This is a genomic window from Arsenophonus nasoniae (assembly GCF_004768525.1).
In the GTDB taxonomy this organism is placed as follows: domain Bacteria; phylum Pseudomonadota; class Gammaproteobacteria; order Enterobacterales; family Enterobacteriaceae; genus Arsenophonus; species Arsenophonus nasoniae.
Map to the genome: position 1 here is coordinate 1110770 of NZ_CP038613.1, position 14732 is coordinate 1125501.

Here is a 14732-nt window from a genome sequence, read left to right on the forward strand (position 1 = left end):
GTCCTACTGCTGCTTTAACGATTGTTGTAATGACCACAGATAGTGGTAATGTTTTTTTAGTTGTAATAATTGTGTATGGCTTCCTTGCTCAATAATTTTGCCTTGATCCATGACAATAATATGATGGTGATGACTAACTGTGGACAAGCGGTGAGCAATCGTAATTACGGTCCGCCCTTGGGCAATTTTTTGCATATTTTGTTGGATTATGGCTTGGGTTTGATCATCTAAAGCGCTGGTGGCTTCATCAAAGATCAGAATACGAGGATTGCTTAGTATTGTACGAGCAATAGCAATACGTTGGCGCTGACCCCCTGATAATGATTGGCCACCTTCAGCAATCAATGAGTCGTAACCTAAAGGCATTTTTAAGATGAAATCATGAGCACCTGCTAACTTGGCGGCAGCAATGACTTCATCTAAAGTTGCATCAGGTTTTGATTGAGCAATATTGTTAAATACAGATTGGTTAAAGAGAAAATTTTCCTGTAACACGATACCGATTTGTTGGCGTAACGTAGCGATATTGAGCTGATAAAGGGGAATATCATCAATTAATATGCCGCCTTTTTCTGGGGTATAAAGGCGTAATAATAGACGCGCTAAAGTACTTTTACCGGAACCTGAAGCACCGACAATACCAATCATCTCTCCGGCGTTAATGGATAAATTGAATTGATTAATAATAAGAGGAAGATCCGGTTGATAGCGAAAATCGACATTTTGAAAATGGATCTTGCCGGTTAACTGTGGGTGTAAGCCTTCATTATGTTGTTCGGTTGGTAAATTAATGATTTGTGCTAGTTTATCAATCGCAACGCGTGTACGAATATAATCTCCCCATAATTGCACCAATTTTCCTAATGGTTGACTACTGTGAGAGACCATCATTTGAAAAGCGATTAACTGGCCTATCGTCATATTTAATGCGAGTACTTCTGCTGCACCGATCCATAAAATCACCGCCATCGTCAATTTTTCAATCAGCATGACGATATGGCTGCCTTGTGAGTTTATTTGTTGAGCTTGAAAATTACTAGCGATCATATCGGCAGTTTGCGCATCCCAGCGACGGATAAAACGTGGCTCAATAGCTAGACTTTTAATCGTTTCACTGCCGGCCACGCTTTCGGTTAAAAAAGAGGTATTGATTGCCGCATGCATAAATTGTGTTTCGGCTGCTTTTTCTATCTTTGGTGTTATTTTCCAGGCAAGTAACAAATAAAAGGGAATTGAGAGCAGAAAAATGAGTGTTAATGTTGTTGATAGAATTGACATTACATAAATAAAGACAAATAAGAAAAGAACATCGACCAGCAAAGTAAACATACTACCGGTTAAAAATTCACGGATGGTTTCTAGTTCTCTAACACGATTAACAATTGCGCCGACTTGACGGGTTTTGAAAAAGGAGAGTGGTAAGTGTAATAAATGCCTGATTAGTTTTAATCCGAGCCGGATGTCAATACGATTGGCGGTATGGATATAAATATATTCTCGGAAACCTTTTAAAATAACTTCAATAAAAGCGGCTATTATTAAGGTAAAAATAAGCACGTCTAAGGTGCTAAAGGCTTGATGGATCAGCACCTTATCCATAATAACTTGAATTACAATCGGTGATAACAGCGCCAGTATTTGTAATACAAATAATTTATAACAATAAATAACAGTCGTCAACAGTCGCTAATAGTCGATAAATTAAAATTAATACTCTGTTTTAAATCATTTTTATTTTTTACCTTAGTATATAATAGCTGTTTTTAGTCACCTATTATAATCCTTGTGTCATGAAATTTATGTACATATTGGTGTACATGAAATATCATAAAAAGATTGGACACAAGGAGAAAAAAAGATGGCGGTAAGTGATTCATGGTTAAGAGCGGTAAATGGTAAGCCACAAGCTAAAATGGTGACTAAATCAGACAGAGAGGGGTTATCAGTTCGCGTAACACCAAAAGGTAAAGTGATTTTTCAATATCGCTATCGTTGGCAAGGGAAAGGTGATCGGATAGATATTGGAACGTATCCGGCAATCAGTTTAAAAGATGCGCGGGATAGTGCGCTTTTTTACCGTGGTGAATTGGAGCAGCATAGAAATCCTAAAGTGGTTAAACGCACTCGGAAGCAACAGTCGATTGATGCGCAAACCGTTGAGTCGGTTATCAGAGATTGGTGGGAAAAATCGCTTAAAAATGCACAGATAAAAGCGGGCGAGATATTACGGTCATTTGAAATTTATGTTTTCCCCAAGATAGGCAATTTGCCTCATGATGAAACGCATTTGCATGTCTGGTTATCGCTAATTGAAGAGGTGGTAAAAGCAAAACCGGCTATAGGAGCACGGATCTTGCTTTATACCAAAACAGCCCATCGGTGGGGGATACGTAGGGGAGTCATCAGTTTAAATCCGCTTATCGATGTGACCGCCCAGGACTTGGGGGTGTAGTGGTCTAATAAAACTGTAGAGATTTATAGCTTATAATTAAGCAAAATCTTATAGGTATAAATATGACCCGAAAAGTAAAAGTAACCTTTAGCGGAAAGCAAAAACTGGAATATGCAAAACTCATGGTTGAAGGTGGATATAGCAATATCCAAGTTGAAAAAATATCCGGTGCGGGTAAATCTGCCGTATCACGATGGAAGCAACAATATCTTGCCGAGTTAAATGGGAATACGCCTGTAAAATCAAAAGCGTTAACACCCGAGCAACAGCGCATACAAGAATTAGAAGTTCAACTTAAGCGTGCTCAGAGGGATAATGACATATTAAAAAAAGCCGCGGCTTACTTCATCCTCGACAATCAAAACTCAAAATCGTGAAGCAACTGAAAATCATGTACCCCAATTTTACGGTCACTGAGTTATGCCATCTTTTTGAAGTAAGCAGCAGTAGTTTTTATTATGAAACGAAAATACCGACAGTTGAAAATGAAAGACTGTGTGGCGAAATCAAACGTATTTTTTATACATCGGGTCAAATTTATGGCAAAAGACGTATTCAAGCCGAGTTAAAGGGTTTAGGGCACCAAATTGGCACTTATAAAATATCGAACATCATGAAATTAAATCAATTAGTTGCAATTAGACCAACGAAAAAGCACTACTATCACTCATCGGGTAACGAACATCGATATGCCCCTAATTTGCTTAAACGACAATTTTCCCCTGAACAGCATAATCACTATTATGTCGGGGATATCACGTATATTAGACATCACTATGGGTGGAGCTATTTAGCCTGTGTGTTGGATTTAGCCACCAAAGAAATTATTGGTTATGCCTTATCAACAAAACCGGATTCGAAATTAGTGAAAGAAGCCTTAGATAACGCAATTGAACGGCAATTACCGGATACGACAAGTTTGATGTTCCATTCAGATCAAGGTTGCCAATATTCATCGGAGGAGTTTAGGGCGCACCTCTTTGAACGGAAAATAACTCAAAGCATGAGTCGGCGAGGTAATTGCCTCGATAATGCCGTGATGGAAAGATTTTTTAGGAGTTTAAAGACAGAAAGACTTAACCGTTTATCGTTTATCGTTTATGAATCATCAATCTGTTGTCTGTGAAGTTGAAAATTATATTCAGTTTTACAATTATTATCGACGCCATTCAACGATTGGTTATTTAACGCCACATCAAAAATATCATGAACTAAAAAATGCCGCTTAGATCTTCTACAGAATTTGTTGACCATTACAGGGTGATAAATCAACAGGGCGAGAGGGTATTAAGTGAAGAAGAACTCAGAGTGTTATTTGCGTTAATTGATGCCCCAGACTATAACCCTAGAAACGCTCTGATAATCAAGCTGGCGTTATTGTTTGGTTGCCGGATAGGCGAATTGCTAAAAGCGAAAATGACCGATTTCGATTTCACTAAAGGAATCTGGACAGTGCCACCTGAAAATCATAAAACAGGGCGAAAAAGCAAAAAGCCCATTATCCGGCCTATTATTTCAGCGGCAGAGGAATTGATAAAAACGGCTAAAAAATTAAGTCATGGCAGCGATTATTTGTTTATTGTATCGGAAGGTAAACCTTTATGTGTAGGCGGTCATACCGTTTTCATTACCACTCTAAACAAAAAAATGGCGTTAAAATTTGAAAACTATACTCACTGGTCAATTCATGATTTACGTAAAACTATGCGCACAGGGGTTGCGGAGTTAACTCAGCCTCATGTAGCCGAAATCATGTTAGGGCATAAATTACCGGGAGTTTGGCAGGTATACGACAAGCATATCTACCTAGAAGAGCAGCGAGAAGCTTATGAGCGCTGGTGGAATAAAGTTAATCAAATCGTTTACCCATCTCCCAATCCAGAATATCCTGCCGGGCAAAGTTAAGCTCATTAGATCTAAACCGAGGGCGTGGAAAACCGTCACGCCGTTGTTTTCCATTACCCGCCCACTGCCTGATAGTGTGTATTGTCACTCTGTACCTTTTTGCTAGTTCACTGGTTTTGACAAAAGGGGATTCATTCATAGGATTTTCTCCTTTATTACATCTTTACACCTGTTTTTATATACAGTGATTGATTTTTTTGTTACGATTTTCTTTGTTGTGTGTTTGCTATTCACAACGTGATTTTCCCAGGTGTTGGCCAGCCTTGTGCTGGTCTTTTTTAATAGTCAAACGCTTACCTTTCGATATTGCTAATTAGAGTAGGAAAATTCAGGTGGGATAATGCTTATTCTCTTTATGCTACTTCTTCAAGGTATCGAGAAATACCCCCAAATAAACCATAAGAGCTGGCACTATGATAGTGCCAATAACTAGTAGCTCTTGCCCACCTAAATGGATATTGCCTAATTCGCCACGCTTAAACCTGATTTGCGGGTCAATGACGGCATCGGCGTGCGCAATCTGACCAACAATGAGTTCGAAGGCGAACGCTGCGCTGATAAAAAGTAACGTAGTGATTAATAATTTGATGATGTTAAGTTTCATGGTTGAACCTTTGTAAAATTAGCTTATTTCTTAACGCAAATGGCTTTGGCGTTGATATCCTTGAAAGTTTCAAATTCACGCTGAAATTGTTTAGCGGCAAATTGACACATGTTCTCAGTGTCAAATTCCTGAGTATGAACACTTGCAAAGTTACTTGATGCGTAAGGGCTGGCGTACATGGCCAAGATTAAAATCCACATGGTGAATTCTCCATTGTTAATGAGAATAGTAATGCTAATGATAACTATTTTATATTAATATATAAATTTTTGTAAATTTAAGGTTAATTCTTTATTTCTCTTCTATGCTTATTGCAGATGATAATTTTTATTCCTTTCACGTTTTTTCGTGATTAAACTCATTTTCTCCTGGTTTAAGTCGTCGCCAACTTGTTTGAGTTGGCATTTTTTTTATTTCCTTCTCATCGCTTCCAGTAATAAATCCTGTATTGCCCGTTTTGAATTACGGCGCGCCATCACCACTTCATCGAGGGTATCTTTAGCGACGATATGGTGGACAAAGACAGGACGATTATGTCCAGCTTGCGCTTGACGGGTGGGGCCGATACGCTCGATAATTTGCTGGTACTGCTCCAAGTCCCACCAGTGGGAGAAAAAGACCAGAATATTACCGCCGTCCTGTAAATTTAAGCCGTGTCCACAGCTTGCAGGGTGGGCAAAAAGCAGCGGGATTTTGCCATTATTCCAGTCGGTGAGGGTTTGTGGGTTAGCGTCTAACATTTTGCCTTTTGGAAATGCTTTTAACAGTCTTTCAAGGTCATGTTTCCAGTGGTAAGCAACCAGTACAGGCATTCCTCCGGCTTCATTGACAATACTTTCCAGCGCCTGGATTTTGGCATCGTGTATTTCTGTCCAGTTGTGATTGTCATCGCTATAAATAGCGCCTGCTGCAATTTGCAAACATTTTATTGTTTTGGCAGCAGCATTTAACGCTTCGATAGCGCTATCGCCCAACTCAAGAAACAGTTCTTTTTCCATCGCCTGATAGTGCGCTCGTGCTTTTACAGGTAACGTAATGTTGATAACGTTGTGTATCGGCTCTTCGATATCAAACCAGTCAGCGGCGTTAAGGGATAAGGTGACATCCCTGAGAGCTGCCTGAATTTGTAGATTAGCAAATCCTAAAGGCTCAAATTTGCTCCATTGTTGCCCAGGAAATTGGATACGATTAAACCAGCGGGACGTAAACGCATTATGCGTTCTGCCTAGCCGTTCGCCCTGGTCAACAAACCACGCTTGCCCCCATAAGTCCATCAGGCCATTGGGTGAAGGTGTGCCTGTTAGGTTTACCCATCGATGAACCGATTTATGGGCGATTTTGGCAAGGGCTGCGGTGCGTTTACCCCCTTTGCGTAGCCGGAATGATTTTAACCGGGTGCTCTCATCGGCAATAATCGTACCAAAAGGCCAACTTTCTCCGAGGATGTCAACCAGCCAGACGAGATTGTCATAATTGATAGTAAATACGCTGGCATGGGTATTTTTGAGTGCTGCCATTCGTGATTTGGCAGTGCCAATGATGGGTTGTACTTCGATATTATGGAGATGGTTCCATTTAAGCACTTCATCCGGCCAGGTGGATTGGGCTACCCGTAAAGGGGCTAATACCAATGTGGGTTTGGTTTCACTGCCTGCAAGATAGAGATTTTCTAACGCCGTCAGCGTTGCTGCCGTTTTACCCATTCCCATTCCCGCCCAGACATTTGAGCGTTTTATATCGAGTAGGTGATTGATAATGAGATTTTGGTAAGGGCGAGGGGTGAAGGTTTTAGCGATTGTCTTTTGTTCAGGCGACAATCTGGATAGTTTTGTCATGGGTATGTAATCCGTTCCAGTTCTTTTTCATGGGGAGTTTGTCAGCCAAATACTGGTCATAAAGTCGCTGTGCGCCTTTTCTCAGCAAAACAGGACGATAGCTAATGAAACTATTTGCACCATGTGGGCTTATTTCGTTTTGCTTTTCGGTTAAATATTTATCCCGAGCGGTAGCGGCAACACGCCAGCGTAAATTGTTACCGGACTTACTTTCGTTGTAGAGCCATTTAAGTCCTGCCAGAAAATGATTTATCTGCTGACTGTTTACCCCGTTAAGCATTTTGCTAAATTGGGTAGGGGTCATACCTTCTTTGAAGAGATTTTTAAGACAATCGTTTTCTGTTGAGAGGCTTTTGTTTTCCAGTAATAACTGTTCTTTCTCTTCCTCGGCACGAACAACCATGAGAGCGAGTTCTTTTGCTGTTGGTAGCAATGTTTGAGGTTGTAAAACACGTCGTTCACATTCAATAAAATACTGCCTTGCCTGTTTTCCTTTTTCATTACGCTCAACCATGGATAGCTCTTTCGCCATGTCGAGGGAAATTGCGTATTCTATAGACGGCCTACCTTTTGCGGTTTTTTCCGCGAAAGTCACGAAGTCCTCATTCGCAAGGAATCCATACTGTCACCGATCATGCAAAACTGATCCACTAACGATCATCTAAAACTGATCCACTTGGTATTATTCGCACATTTTTGTACGGATAATTTATGTTAACCAAGGAGATATTTGTGGATATTCATGTTCGCTTTGCACAAGGACAAAGCCTTCGAAAAATTGCCAGTGAGTTGGGTATATCCCGTAACACCGTAAAACATCATTTACAACAACAGACAATGCCAACTTATGCTAAAAGAAGTCAACAACCGACTAAATTATCCCCCTTTAAACCTTATTTGCTTCAGCGAATTGAACTGGCTAAACCTGATTGGATCCCTGCAACAGTCTTATTTGATGAGGTAGTTGAAAACGGCTATCAAGGTGGTATTGCTCAATTACGCCGATTTGTTTGTCAATTTAAACCAAGCATTGTTCCCGAAGTAGTCGTCCGTTTTGAAACACAGCCAGGTCAACAAATGCAAATCGACTTCACCAGCATCCGGCGAGGTAAAAAATCGCTGAAAGCGTTTGTTGCAACGCTAGGCTATTCGCGTGCGAGTTATGTAAAGTTCTTTGATAATGAACGAGCAGAATCGTGGCAGCAAGGTTTAAGAGAAGCTTTCGACTACTTTGGTGGTGTACCACAGGAAGTATTGTGTGATAACGCAAAATCCCTCATCATCGAACGGGATGCTTATGCAGAAGGTGATCATAAATTACATGTCGAAATGCTTCAAATGTCGAAAGATTACGGGTTTAAATTGAAGGCTTGCAAGCCCTACAGGGCAAAAACGAAAGGGAAAGTAGAGCGCTTTAACCACTATTTAAAAAACAGCTTTATCGTGCCATTAAACACCGACCTTCGTGCTCATAATCTTGAACTGGATATTGAAATAGCTAATGCAAAAGTGGGTCCATGGTTACAACGCGTTGCCCATCAGCGAATTCATGGAACAACGTTAGAGAAGCCAGCAGATAGATTAGCTAAGGAAGTTAAGTCTCTTCTACCCTTACCAGCAAGGGTTTGCCAATCTATCCCACAGACTAATACGCTTAATATCCCTATCGTACCGCCCCTTGAATCTGTCAGTTTGCAACACTCAATCAGCGTATACGAAGCATTACTGGGAGGTGAACATGTTATTGCATGAACAAATTGAACACCTGTGTGAGTCATTGAAATTAAATTCTATTCCGACTCATTGGTCATCACTTGCCGAAAAATGCATTGCCCAAGACAAAAGCTACGGAGAGTTTTTACTGTCCCTGTTAAAATGTGAGCAACAACAACGAGATGAACGAACTCGTAATCTTTTGAGTCGGATGGCAGGATTCCCAGCACATAAAGAACTTAATACGTTCGATTTTAAGTTTGCAACGGGGATCCCCAAACAACACATACAGGAATTAAGCGCATTAACGTTTATTGAACGTAATGAAAATGTCGTGTTGCTTGGCCCAAGCGGTGTAGGCAAAACGCATTTAGCTATTGGGTTAGGATTAAAAGCAGTACAGGCCAAGAAGAAAACCCGCTTTACCACGGCAGCTGAACTGATGTTGCAACTCTCAACTGCCAAACGACAAAATAAGCTCAAACAATATCTATCACGTTCGGTGATGGCCCCGAAGTTGTTGATTATCGATGAGATTGGATACCTACCGTTTGGGCGAGAAGAAGCAAACCTGTTTTTCAATGTGATTGCCAAGCGTTATGAGCATGGCAGTGTCATATTGACGAGTAACCTATCATTTGGGCAATGGCCAAGTGCTTTTGCTGATGACGCAACATTAACTGCCGCTATGCTTGATCGTTTACTTCATCATTCGCATGTACTGCAATTAAGCGGTGAAAGCTACCGATTGAAAGATAAGCGGCGCTCAGGAGCAATAACTGAGTAAAACAGTGGATCAATTTTGATTGATCGGATTTAGATAAAAAGTGGATCAGTTTTCGGTGATCGTTGACACCATACTTTTCAATGCGATCTTTTATCCAATCTTTAAAATGGTTTTTTACCCCTAAGAATGCATGTAAATCACGAGCATTAACCGTTTGGATTAATCCACCGTTAATGTTTTTTGTTTCGATGTTGATTAAATTTGACATAAGGATATTCCTCAATAGTTAAATTGATAGTGTGAAAAATGTTCTGTAACTCGCAGGGCTTAAATACCGGAAATCAAGAAGATAAATTGTTTTTAAGGCTCTCAGCCCGCAACGGGTAAAATGCTGCTTAGATCCTGACTGTCCAGTACGATAACCTGATGACCGAGGGCAAAAAGCCGAGCGTGTTCGCGTAACTGGTAGGGGGTAGGCTTTTCGCCTGGGGCTTTGCACTCCACAAAAATAATGTTGCCATTGGGCAGCGCGACTAATCGGTCAGGCACGCCTCGTCGTCCGGGTGAAACAAACTTATAGGCAATGCCACCGATTTTTTGCACTTCACGCACCAAATGTTTTTCGATACTCTCTTCCCTAATTAACCGCATGGATACTTCCTTTTTATGTCTTCCCGTTTTATTTGCATAATGCAAAAATCGGCGCGGTTCTCACTCCAGATACGGTTATTGCGATTGCGCGCCAATCGGTTTGCCTGTGCCCATGCGCGCGCTGCTTCATGGTATTGCCCTGACTGCTCAAGGTGTACCGCGTCCTGCGCCGCCTTGAAATAAAGTGGGCTATCGTTTTTTTTAAATGCCATGATGTTTATTTTATCCTGTGTGTTATTATTCTTTTCGATAGCGATAAGTCTCAAATCCCGCTGCACTAAGCGGTAAATCAAAAGCCCAGTCAGGCTTGGCACTTAACAGTGCGCTTAACCCCTCAGCGGAAAATTGTGGGGTATCGGGCGCTTCGCTGATAATCTCATCGTGGACGGTTAGGACAATCTCATACCCCGCCTTTTCAATAGGCGGCATGTTATAGGCTAATACATCGCGTGCAGCGGCCTGACAGATATTTTCTGTAATTTTCCCCCCGTAGGTTTTTAGCCTTTCCCATTTACGGCTGTAGGGGTTAGTCCCCATGTAGGTAATCTGTCCATTCTCTATTCGTGCAGAAGGGTAGCAAAGACTACGACCTGATGGTAGACAAATTCTAAGCCAGCTTTTATCGCGTCGAACGCTAAGTTTGCGACACTCAAAGGGTATTTGAGGTGACTGAATGGCCTGTTTTACTGCCTTTTCAATATCGTACCAGAATGATACGGTTTGTGGATGGGCATTGCGCCACATGCGCTTAAGGGAATCGCAGGTAACAAAGACTTTTTCGCTGAGGCCATAAGTTTTATCTGTTTCAACAGATTGTTGATACCAGCTTATCGCCTCTCGCTTAACGTTATGCGGTATATTAGGTAATGCGGCTTCCGCCAATTCATCTAAATCCAGGCCATAGGCGAGGGCAAATGTCAAAAATGCCGCAACCCCACCGCCATAGCCTAATCCAAGCTCCATCACCTTACCGATTTGTCGTTGAGCTTTAGTGACGTTCTCTGGTAAAAGATAAAATGCGCGCGCATATGCCAATTTATAGAGGTCATCGCCTTTGCCGTTATCAAACTCGCTAAAAGCCTTGACTTTCCAGTTTTCGCCCGCCAGCCATGCCAACATGCGACCTTCAATATTGGATAAATCGGAAATAACCAGCTTCTTACCCTGCGGGGCAATAATACATCCTCTAAGCGCAGAACTGGTCAGTTGCATAATGTCATCGCAAATCAGCTCGGCGCAACCCGCTTTTAACGCTTCAACCCCCTCATCAATGGTTTTTTGGTCAAGCGTAGGTCTGGGGAGATTATCCGGTTGAAAAATCCGCCCCGCCCATCGTCCAGTGCGTGAAGCGCCACAAAACTGTTTGGTTCCTCGAAGTCGTCCATCTGCACTCACCGATTTCAACAGCGCTTTATATTTACTGGTGCTGGTTGTGCACGATTGCAGACGGACTGACAGCAGTTCACGTAAAGCCCGTGGAATATCAGGGTCATTAACGCGTCGCTGTAGCGTGCTGGCTTGCATATCCGGTAATGTGATGCCAAATGACGCGGTGATATGCTGTAGCAGAGCATCGCGTTGGGTCGCAGCCTGTACAGCGTTACCTGTTAATTGCTGTGTGACGGTTGATAACCGTTTCTGCTCGTTCTCAACGGCGGTCAAGGCGCTTTTTGCCAACTCAACATCCATGCACATCCCACGGCGGTTAATTTTTTGGTCTAACTGCCACAACGTTGTTTCATTAAAATTCATATTCCAGCGAGGTAAATGTTGATAAATCTCGCGCATGGCTAAAATATCAGAACCTGCGTATTGCTTAAAACGTTGCCATTCTTCGAAATGTGTTAACGCCGTGGCGCGTTGTATTTTGCTGTTTTTAGGGCGCGGTTTGCAAAATAAAGAGATAAGGGCTTTACCTTCTTTATCTTTGGCTTTATCACTATTAACGTTGAAGATATCGCAAAGCGAACCAAGCGCACCGGGTAAGCCATGTGCCAGTGCTTGTACAAGCGTGTCGTGAACATGGGATAACGGTAAGTCAATATTTAACACGTGTTTTAAAATTACCGTATCAAACATACCGCCATTGTGCCAAACGGTTAAAATCTCAGGGGCATCAAAATAGGATTTTAAATCTGTGGGCATCGTTTTATCTTCAGTCACATCCCAAACCTTGACAGAGCCATGATTATAAGCGTAGGCAAAAAGTAATATTTCTGCATTTTCAGCATAGCGATGCGTACCACAATTAATCGGAATATCGCTATAGGTTTCTAAATCACAAAATAGTAAATTTTGCATAATCCATCCTTATCAGGCGGTTACGGGAAAACGCCCCATTTTAGGGTGATACCACTGACTGCCGCGTTTCTCAGACTCAAGCATCATCGTATCCAGCGCGTATTTAAATGCTTCTTCCTCAACTACCGACATTTGGGTAATCTGACCACCTGGCGCTACATGGGGCACTTTTTTATAAGGCACATTCCACGCCATCACTAACTGGCGACATTTCGCATCGCTTAAGCCATATTTTGTTTTAAGATAGCTATAACCTTGGAAATCCGCGGGGATAGTGCCTTGTTTTATATGTTCGATTTCTTCCGAAACTTGTTCTACCTGATGCTCGATACTCTTTAACCGACGCTCCTGTGCAACGTTAGCTAACGCCATTGCTGCGATAATTTCATTGGCGCTTTGTGGTTTGCTTTGCTGCTCCAGTTTATCAATCAGTGAACGGCGAACGGCTTTCGATTCACGGGCGGCAACACGAAGCGCTTGCTTAAGCATCATTTCGATAATTTCAATATCAGCGCCGTTTTTTTGACCTACACTTTTTGTGTAGGTCTCTCCTTCAAGTTCATCTTTAACCTTTTCAATAAATTTGTTGTTTCTAATTGGTGGTTCGCCGTGTTCTTTTCGTGTTTCGTTGACCATTAGCAGTAATTGTTGCGAGTCAATCGTTTCGTTATTGGAAAGTGTGACATTTGGTACATTCATTAAATTTTGCATATAAAAATTCCTCAATAATGAAATTGATGAAAAATTGCCCCTATAAAAAGGGGCGTTAAGATTAAATTAGTGACGTTCTAAGAAGTGGGTCAACTCACCTTCATACCACTGATCGGTGCGTGCGGTGATTATCCCGATTTGTTGATGGTGGAATTGCTCAAAAAGCTGTTTTATTTCCGCTAATACAGTATCGATGTTCTCACGTTTACGCAAAAGTCGTTTGATCGTTTGCTTTTCAGCGTCATTGATAATCTGGCGTAGTGCCTCGGTGATGTAGTAAATGCGTCTGCATTCGTCAGCCATTAACGGGATATGCTCTACCTGAAAACGCTCCGGTGAGGGTGTGCCAGTTACTTCGCGTAACGCTAGCCACACCGCATTACTCCATGAACGCTCAAAACGGAAGCCATTTGTCATACACCAAACTAAATGCGTCAGGTTACGAGTATCGGAGTGGGTAAAACGCTCTGCGGCTTTCGTTTGGGGTTGAGAATTGTTAACTTTTTTTGAATTAAAGTAACAATCTTCTAGTTGTTCGAATACATCCCATGCTTTATCTGTTTCAAGCATTTTTGCGTGGCGAGCGGCTCCTCGTTCTGTCCAAAGTATGGGACTGCGAGTTTTGGCAGATATTTGTGACTCGCTAAAAGATAGTCGCAAATTATTTAAGCATTCACCCGTAATTTTGAAGAAATGCTTACCTTCAATAAATCTACTATTGTTACGGTTATAATTTTGTTGAATCCTAATTACTTCGGTACCATACAAGTTAGCAAGTAGTTCAGTAGTGATAACAGGTATATTATCGTGAGTTAGAACTTTAAGGTTATCAAGAATGATGGTGTTCATTTTTCGTATCCTTTTCTAGAGGAAAGCCTGAACGGCTCAGGCGGCCAAGTGCTAGAAACTTGTACGAAGGCAAGCGGGCTTATTCCCATTACTGGTATTTTATTCACCCACACTCGGCCATATCTAAAATATGGACACAAAAAAACCGCTGAACTAACGGGCGCGGTTGCCGTTCGTAAGGTGTTTCTAGCACCTAAACGAACTATAGCGCATGATTTCTTCTTTCGTCAATGGTTATTGTTAGGTTATACTTACCTAAACACAGGGGGATTTCTTTATGGGCCAATTTGCATTTGATACTTTACAAGCGTCAGAAGAGCTTGAAAGTGCAGGTATTTCCAGAGAGCAAGCTAAGGCTATTTCGCTTGTTGTGCGTAAGTCTCACGAGGTTGCTGATGTAGCGACTAAAGCGGATATCATTGAACTTAAACGTGATATAGCTGATGTTCGCAAAGACATGGAGATAGTTCGCAAAGACCTACAACTTGAGATGTCAGGTATTCGTGCTGAACAAAAGTTAATGCGCTGGATGTTAGGTGCCGGTATTTTGGGTATCCTTTCTCTGGTGGTAAAAGCGTTTTTAATGCCAGCACTATAATCACTATTATGAGTTATTAGCTCAGTGGGTAGAGCAGTGGACTCTTAATCCATCGGTCGCAGGTTCGAGTCCTGCATAGCCCACCATTTTACCGATGGCTCTTTGCCAATCGCTTATTCTCTTTTCTCAAGTACTGGTTTTCTTCTGCCAGTAGTTGAATCATATTGATTAATGTTCTGGTTTCCTCATCAGCGTAAACGGGTTGTTCCAGGTTAAGCAGATAATGGTGGTTGTTACTGGGATTAGTAAGTGCAATGGTTTCACTCATATTATCTAATTTCATTTTTGAGACTCCTCGGGTTATTTACACGTTACATATCAAATTTTCCTTAAGATAAATTGAGTAAAAATCACTCATATTTTTGAGCGGTGCCTGATTGTTTAAC

Annotated in this window: 18 protein-coding genes, 1 tRNA gene and 1 pseudogene; 8 read left to right on the plus strand and 12 right to left on the minus strand. The window is 41.6% G+C overall.

Annotated elements, in window-relative coordinates:
* Positions 1-3: 3 nt before the first annotated feature.
* Entirely contained in the window at positions 4-1599 is a 1596-nt protein-coding gene (locus ArsFIN_RS05330; protein ID WP_246067348.1) for a peptidase domain-containing ABC transporter, read from the minus strand.
* Between the two features lie 259 nt (positions 1600-1858).
* Between ArsFIN_RS05330 and ArsFIN_RS05335 the strand changes: the two genes are divergently transcribed.
* The 3 genes and pseudogenes from ArsFIN_RS05335 to ArsFIN_RS05345 all read left to right on the plus strand — a co-directional run bounded on the left by ArsFIN_RS05335 (position 1859) and on the right by ArsFIN_RS05345 (position 4357).
* Positions 1859-2452 carry a tyrosine-type recombinase/integrase gene (locus tag ArsFIN_RS05335; protein WP_135677532.1) on the plus strand — a complete coding sequence of 198 codons (594 nt, stop codon included), beginning with the start codon at positions 1859-1861 and terminating at the stop codon, positions 2450-2452.
* 62 nt (positions 2453-2514) lie between these two features.
* A pseudogene (locus ArsFIN_RS05340) lies at positions 2515-3681 on the plus strand (IS3 family transposase).
* On the plus strand, positions 3671-4357 hold the full coding sequence (locus ArsFIN_RS05345) for a site-specific integrase (RefSeq protein ID WP_135677533.1): 687 nt from the start codon (positions 3671-3673) through the stop codon (positions 4355-4357). Before ArsFIN_RS05340 ends, ArsFIN_RS05345 begins: the two are co-directional and overlap by 11 nt.
* Positions 4358-4715: 358 nt before the next feature.
* Here the strand turns inward: ArsFIN_RS05345 and ArsFIN_RS05355 are convergent, their stop codons facing one another.
* The 4 genes from ArsFIN_RS05355 to ArsFIN_RS27210 form a co-directional block, all read right to left on the minus strand.
* Complete coding sequence (locus tag ArsFIN_RS05355; protein ID WP_135677535.1) at positions 4716-4961, minus strand: hypothetical protein; 246 nt, start codon at positions 4959-4961, stop codon at positions 4716-4718.
* A 23-nt stretch (positions 4962-4984) separates the two neighbouring features.
* The gene (locus tag ArsFIN_RS26210; RefSeq protein WP_167876661.1) at positions 4985-5161 is read right to left on the minus strand and encodes a hypothetical protein; all 177 of its coding nucleotides are present in this window, start codon (positions 5159-5161) and stop codon (positions 4985-4987) included.
* A 210-nt stretch (positions 5162-5371) separates the two neighbouring features.
* Positions 5372-6796 (minus strand): DEAD/DEAH box helicase, encoded by a 1425-nt coding sequence (locus ArsFIN_RS05360; protein WP_246067349.1) that lies wholly within the window; start codon positions 6794-6796, stop codon positions 5372-5374.
* Positions 6768-7391, minus strand: a complete 624-nt coding sequence (locus tag ArsFIN_RS27210) for an antA/AntB antirepressor family protein (RefSeq protein WP_135677536.1) — start codon at positions 7389-7391, stop codon at positions 6768-6770. Before ArsFIN_RS27210 ends, ArsFIN_RS05360 begins: the two co-directional genes overlap by 29 nt.
* A 116-nt stretch (positions 7392-7507) precedes the next feature.
* Here ArsFIN_RS27210 and istA point away from each other — a divergent pair, with 116 nt between their 5' ends.
* Together istA and istB are read left to right on the plus strand one after the other, a co-directional pair.
* Positions 7508-8548 carry an IS21 family transposase gene (gene istA / locus ArsFIN_RS05370; RefSeq protein ID WP_135677417.1) on the plus strand — a complete coding sequence of 347 codons (1041 nt, stop codon included), beginning with the start codon at positions 7508-7510 and terminating at the stop codon, positions 8546-8548.
* On the plus strand, positions 8535-9296 hold the full coding sequence (gene istB / locus ArsFIN_RS05375; RefSeq protein ID WP_135677409.1) for an IS21-like element helper ATPase IstB: 762 nt from the start codon (positions 8535-8537) through the stop codon (positions 9294-9296). The genes istA and istB overlap by 14 nt, the downstream gene beginning before the upstream one ends.
* Here the strand turns inward: istB and ArsFIN_RS28740 are convergent.
* From ArsFIN_RS28740 to ArsFIN_RS05410, 6 genes are all read right to left on the minus strand, one after another.
* Positions 9196-9504 (minus strand): antA/AntB antirepressor family protein, encoded by a 309-nt coding sequence (locus ArsFIN_RS28740; protein WP_135677537.1) that lies wholly within the window; start codon positions 9502-9504, stop codon positions 9196-9198. The two genes, istB and ArsFIN_RS28740, sit on opposite strands and share 101 nt — an antisense overlap.
* A gap of 101 nt (positions 9505-9605) precedes the next feature.
* Positions 9606-9887, minus strand: coding sequence for a PDDEXK family nuclease (locus tag ArsFIN_RS05385; protein WP_135677538.1), 282 nt, complete (start codon positions 9885-9887; stop codon positions 9606-9608).
* Positions 9878-10153: an ANR family transcriptional regulator gene (locus ArsFIN_RS05390; RefSeq protein ID WP_407062021.1), complete on the minus strand. Its 276-nt coding sequence runs from the start codon at positions 10151-10153 to the stop codon at positions 9878-9880. The genes ArsFIN_RS05385 and ArsFIN_RS05390 overlap by 10 nt, the downstream gene beginning before the upstream one ends.
* Entirely contained in the window at positions 10125-12188 is a 2064-nt protein-coding gene (locus ArsFIN_RS05395) for a DNA polymerase (RefSeq protein WP_135677539.1), read from the minus strand. The genes ArsFIN_RS05390 and ArsFIN_RS05395 overlap by 29 nt, the downstream gene beginning before the upstream one ends.
* 12 nt (positions 12189-12200) lie before the next feature.
* On the minus strand, positions 12201-12899 hold the full coding sequence (locus ArsFIN_RS27215) for a hypothetical protein (protein ID WP_246067350.1): 699 nt from the start codon (positions 12897-12899) through the stop codon (positions 12201-12203).
* A gap of 66 nt (positions 12900-12965) precedes the next feature.
* On the minus strand, positions 12966-13748 hold the full coding sequence (locus ArsFIN_RS05410) for an ORF6N domain-containing protein (protein WP_034250333.1): 783 nt from the start codon (positions 13746-13748) through the stop codon (positions 12966-12968).
* A 48-nt stretch (positions 13749-13796) separates the two neighbouring features.
* On the opposite strand from ArsFIN_RS05410, the gene ArsFIN_RS05415 reads away from it, so the two are divergent.
* The 3 genes from ArsFIN_RS05415 (at position 13797) to ArsFIN_RS05425 (ending at position 14432) form a co-directional block, all read left to right on the plus strand.
* Entirely contained in the window at positions 13797-14045 is a 249-nt protein-coding gene (locus tag ArsFIN_RS05415; protein WP_026824020.1) for a hypothetical protein, read from the plus strand.
* A complete protein-coding gene (locus ArsFIN_RS05420) occupies positions 14026-14346 on the plus strand; it encodes a CCDC90 family protein (protein WP_026824019.1) in 321 nt (106 codons plus the stop codon). Before ArsFIN_RS05415 ends, ArsFIN_RS05420 begins: the two co-directional genes overlap by 20 nt.
* Positions 14347-14356: 10 nt before the next feature.
* Positions 14357-14432 (plus strand) — tRNA-Lys (locus tag ArsFIN_RS05425).
* A gap of 2 nt (positions 14433-14434) precedes the next feature.
* Here ArsFIN_RS05425 and ArsFIN_RS05430 read toward each other — a convergent pair.
* Positions 14435-14629: a hypothetical protein gene (locus ArsFIN_RS05430; protein WP_026824018.1), complete on the minus strand. Its 195-nt coding sequence runs from the start codon at positions 14627-14629 to the stop codon at positions 14435-14437.
* Between the last annotated feature and the right edge of the window lie 103 nt (positions 14630-14732).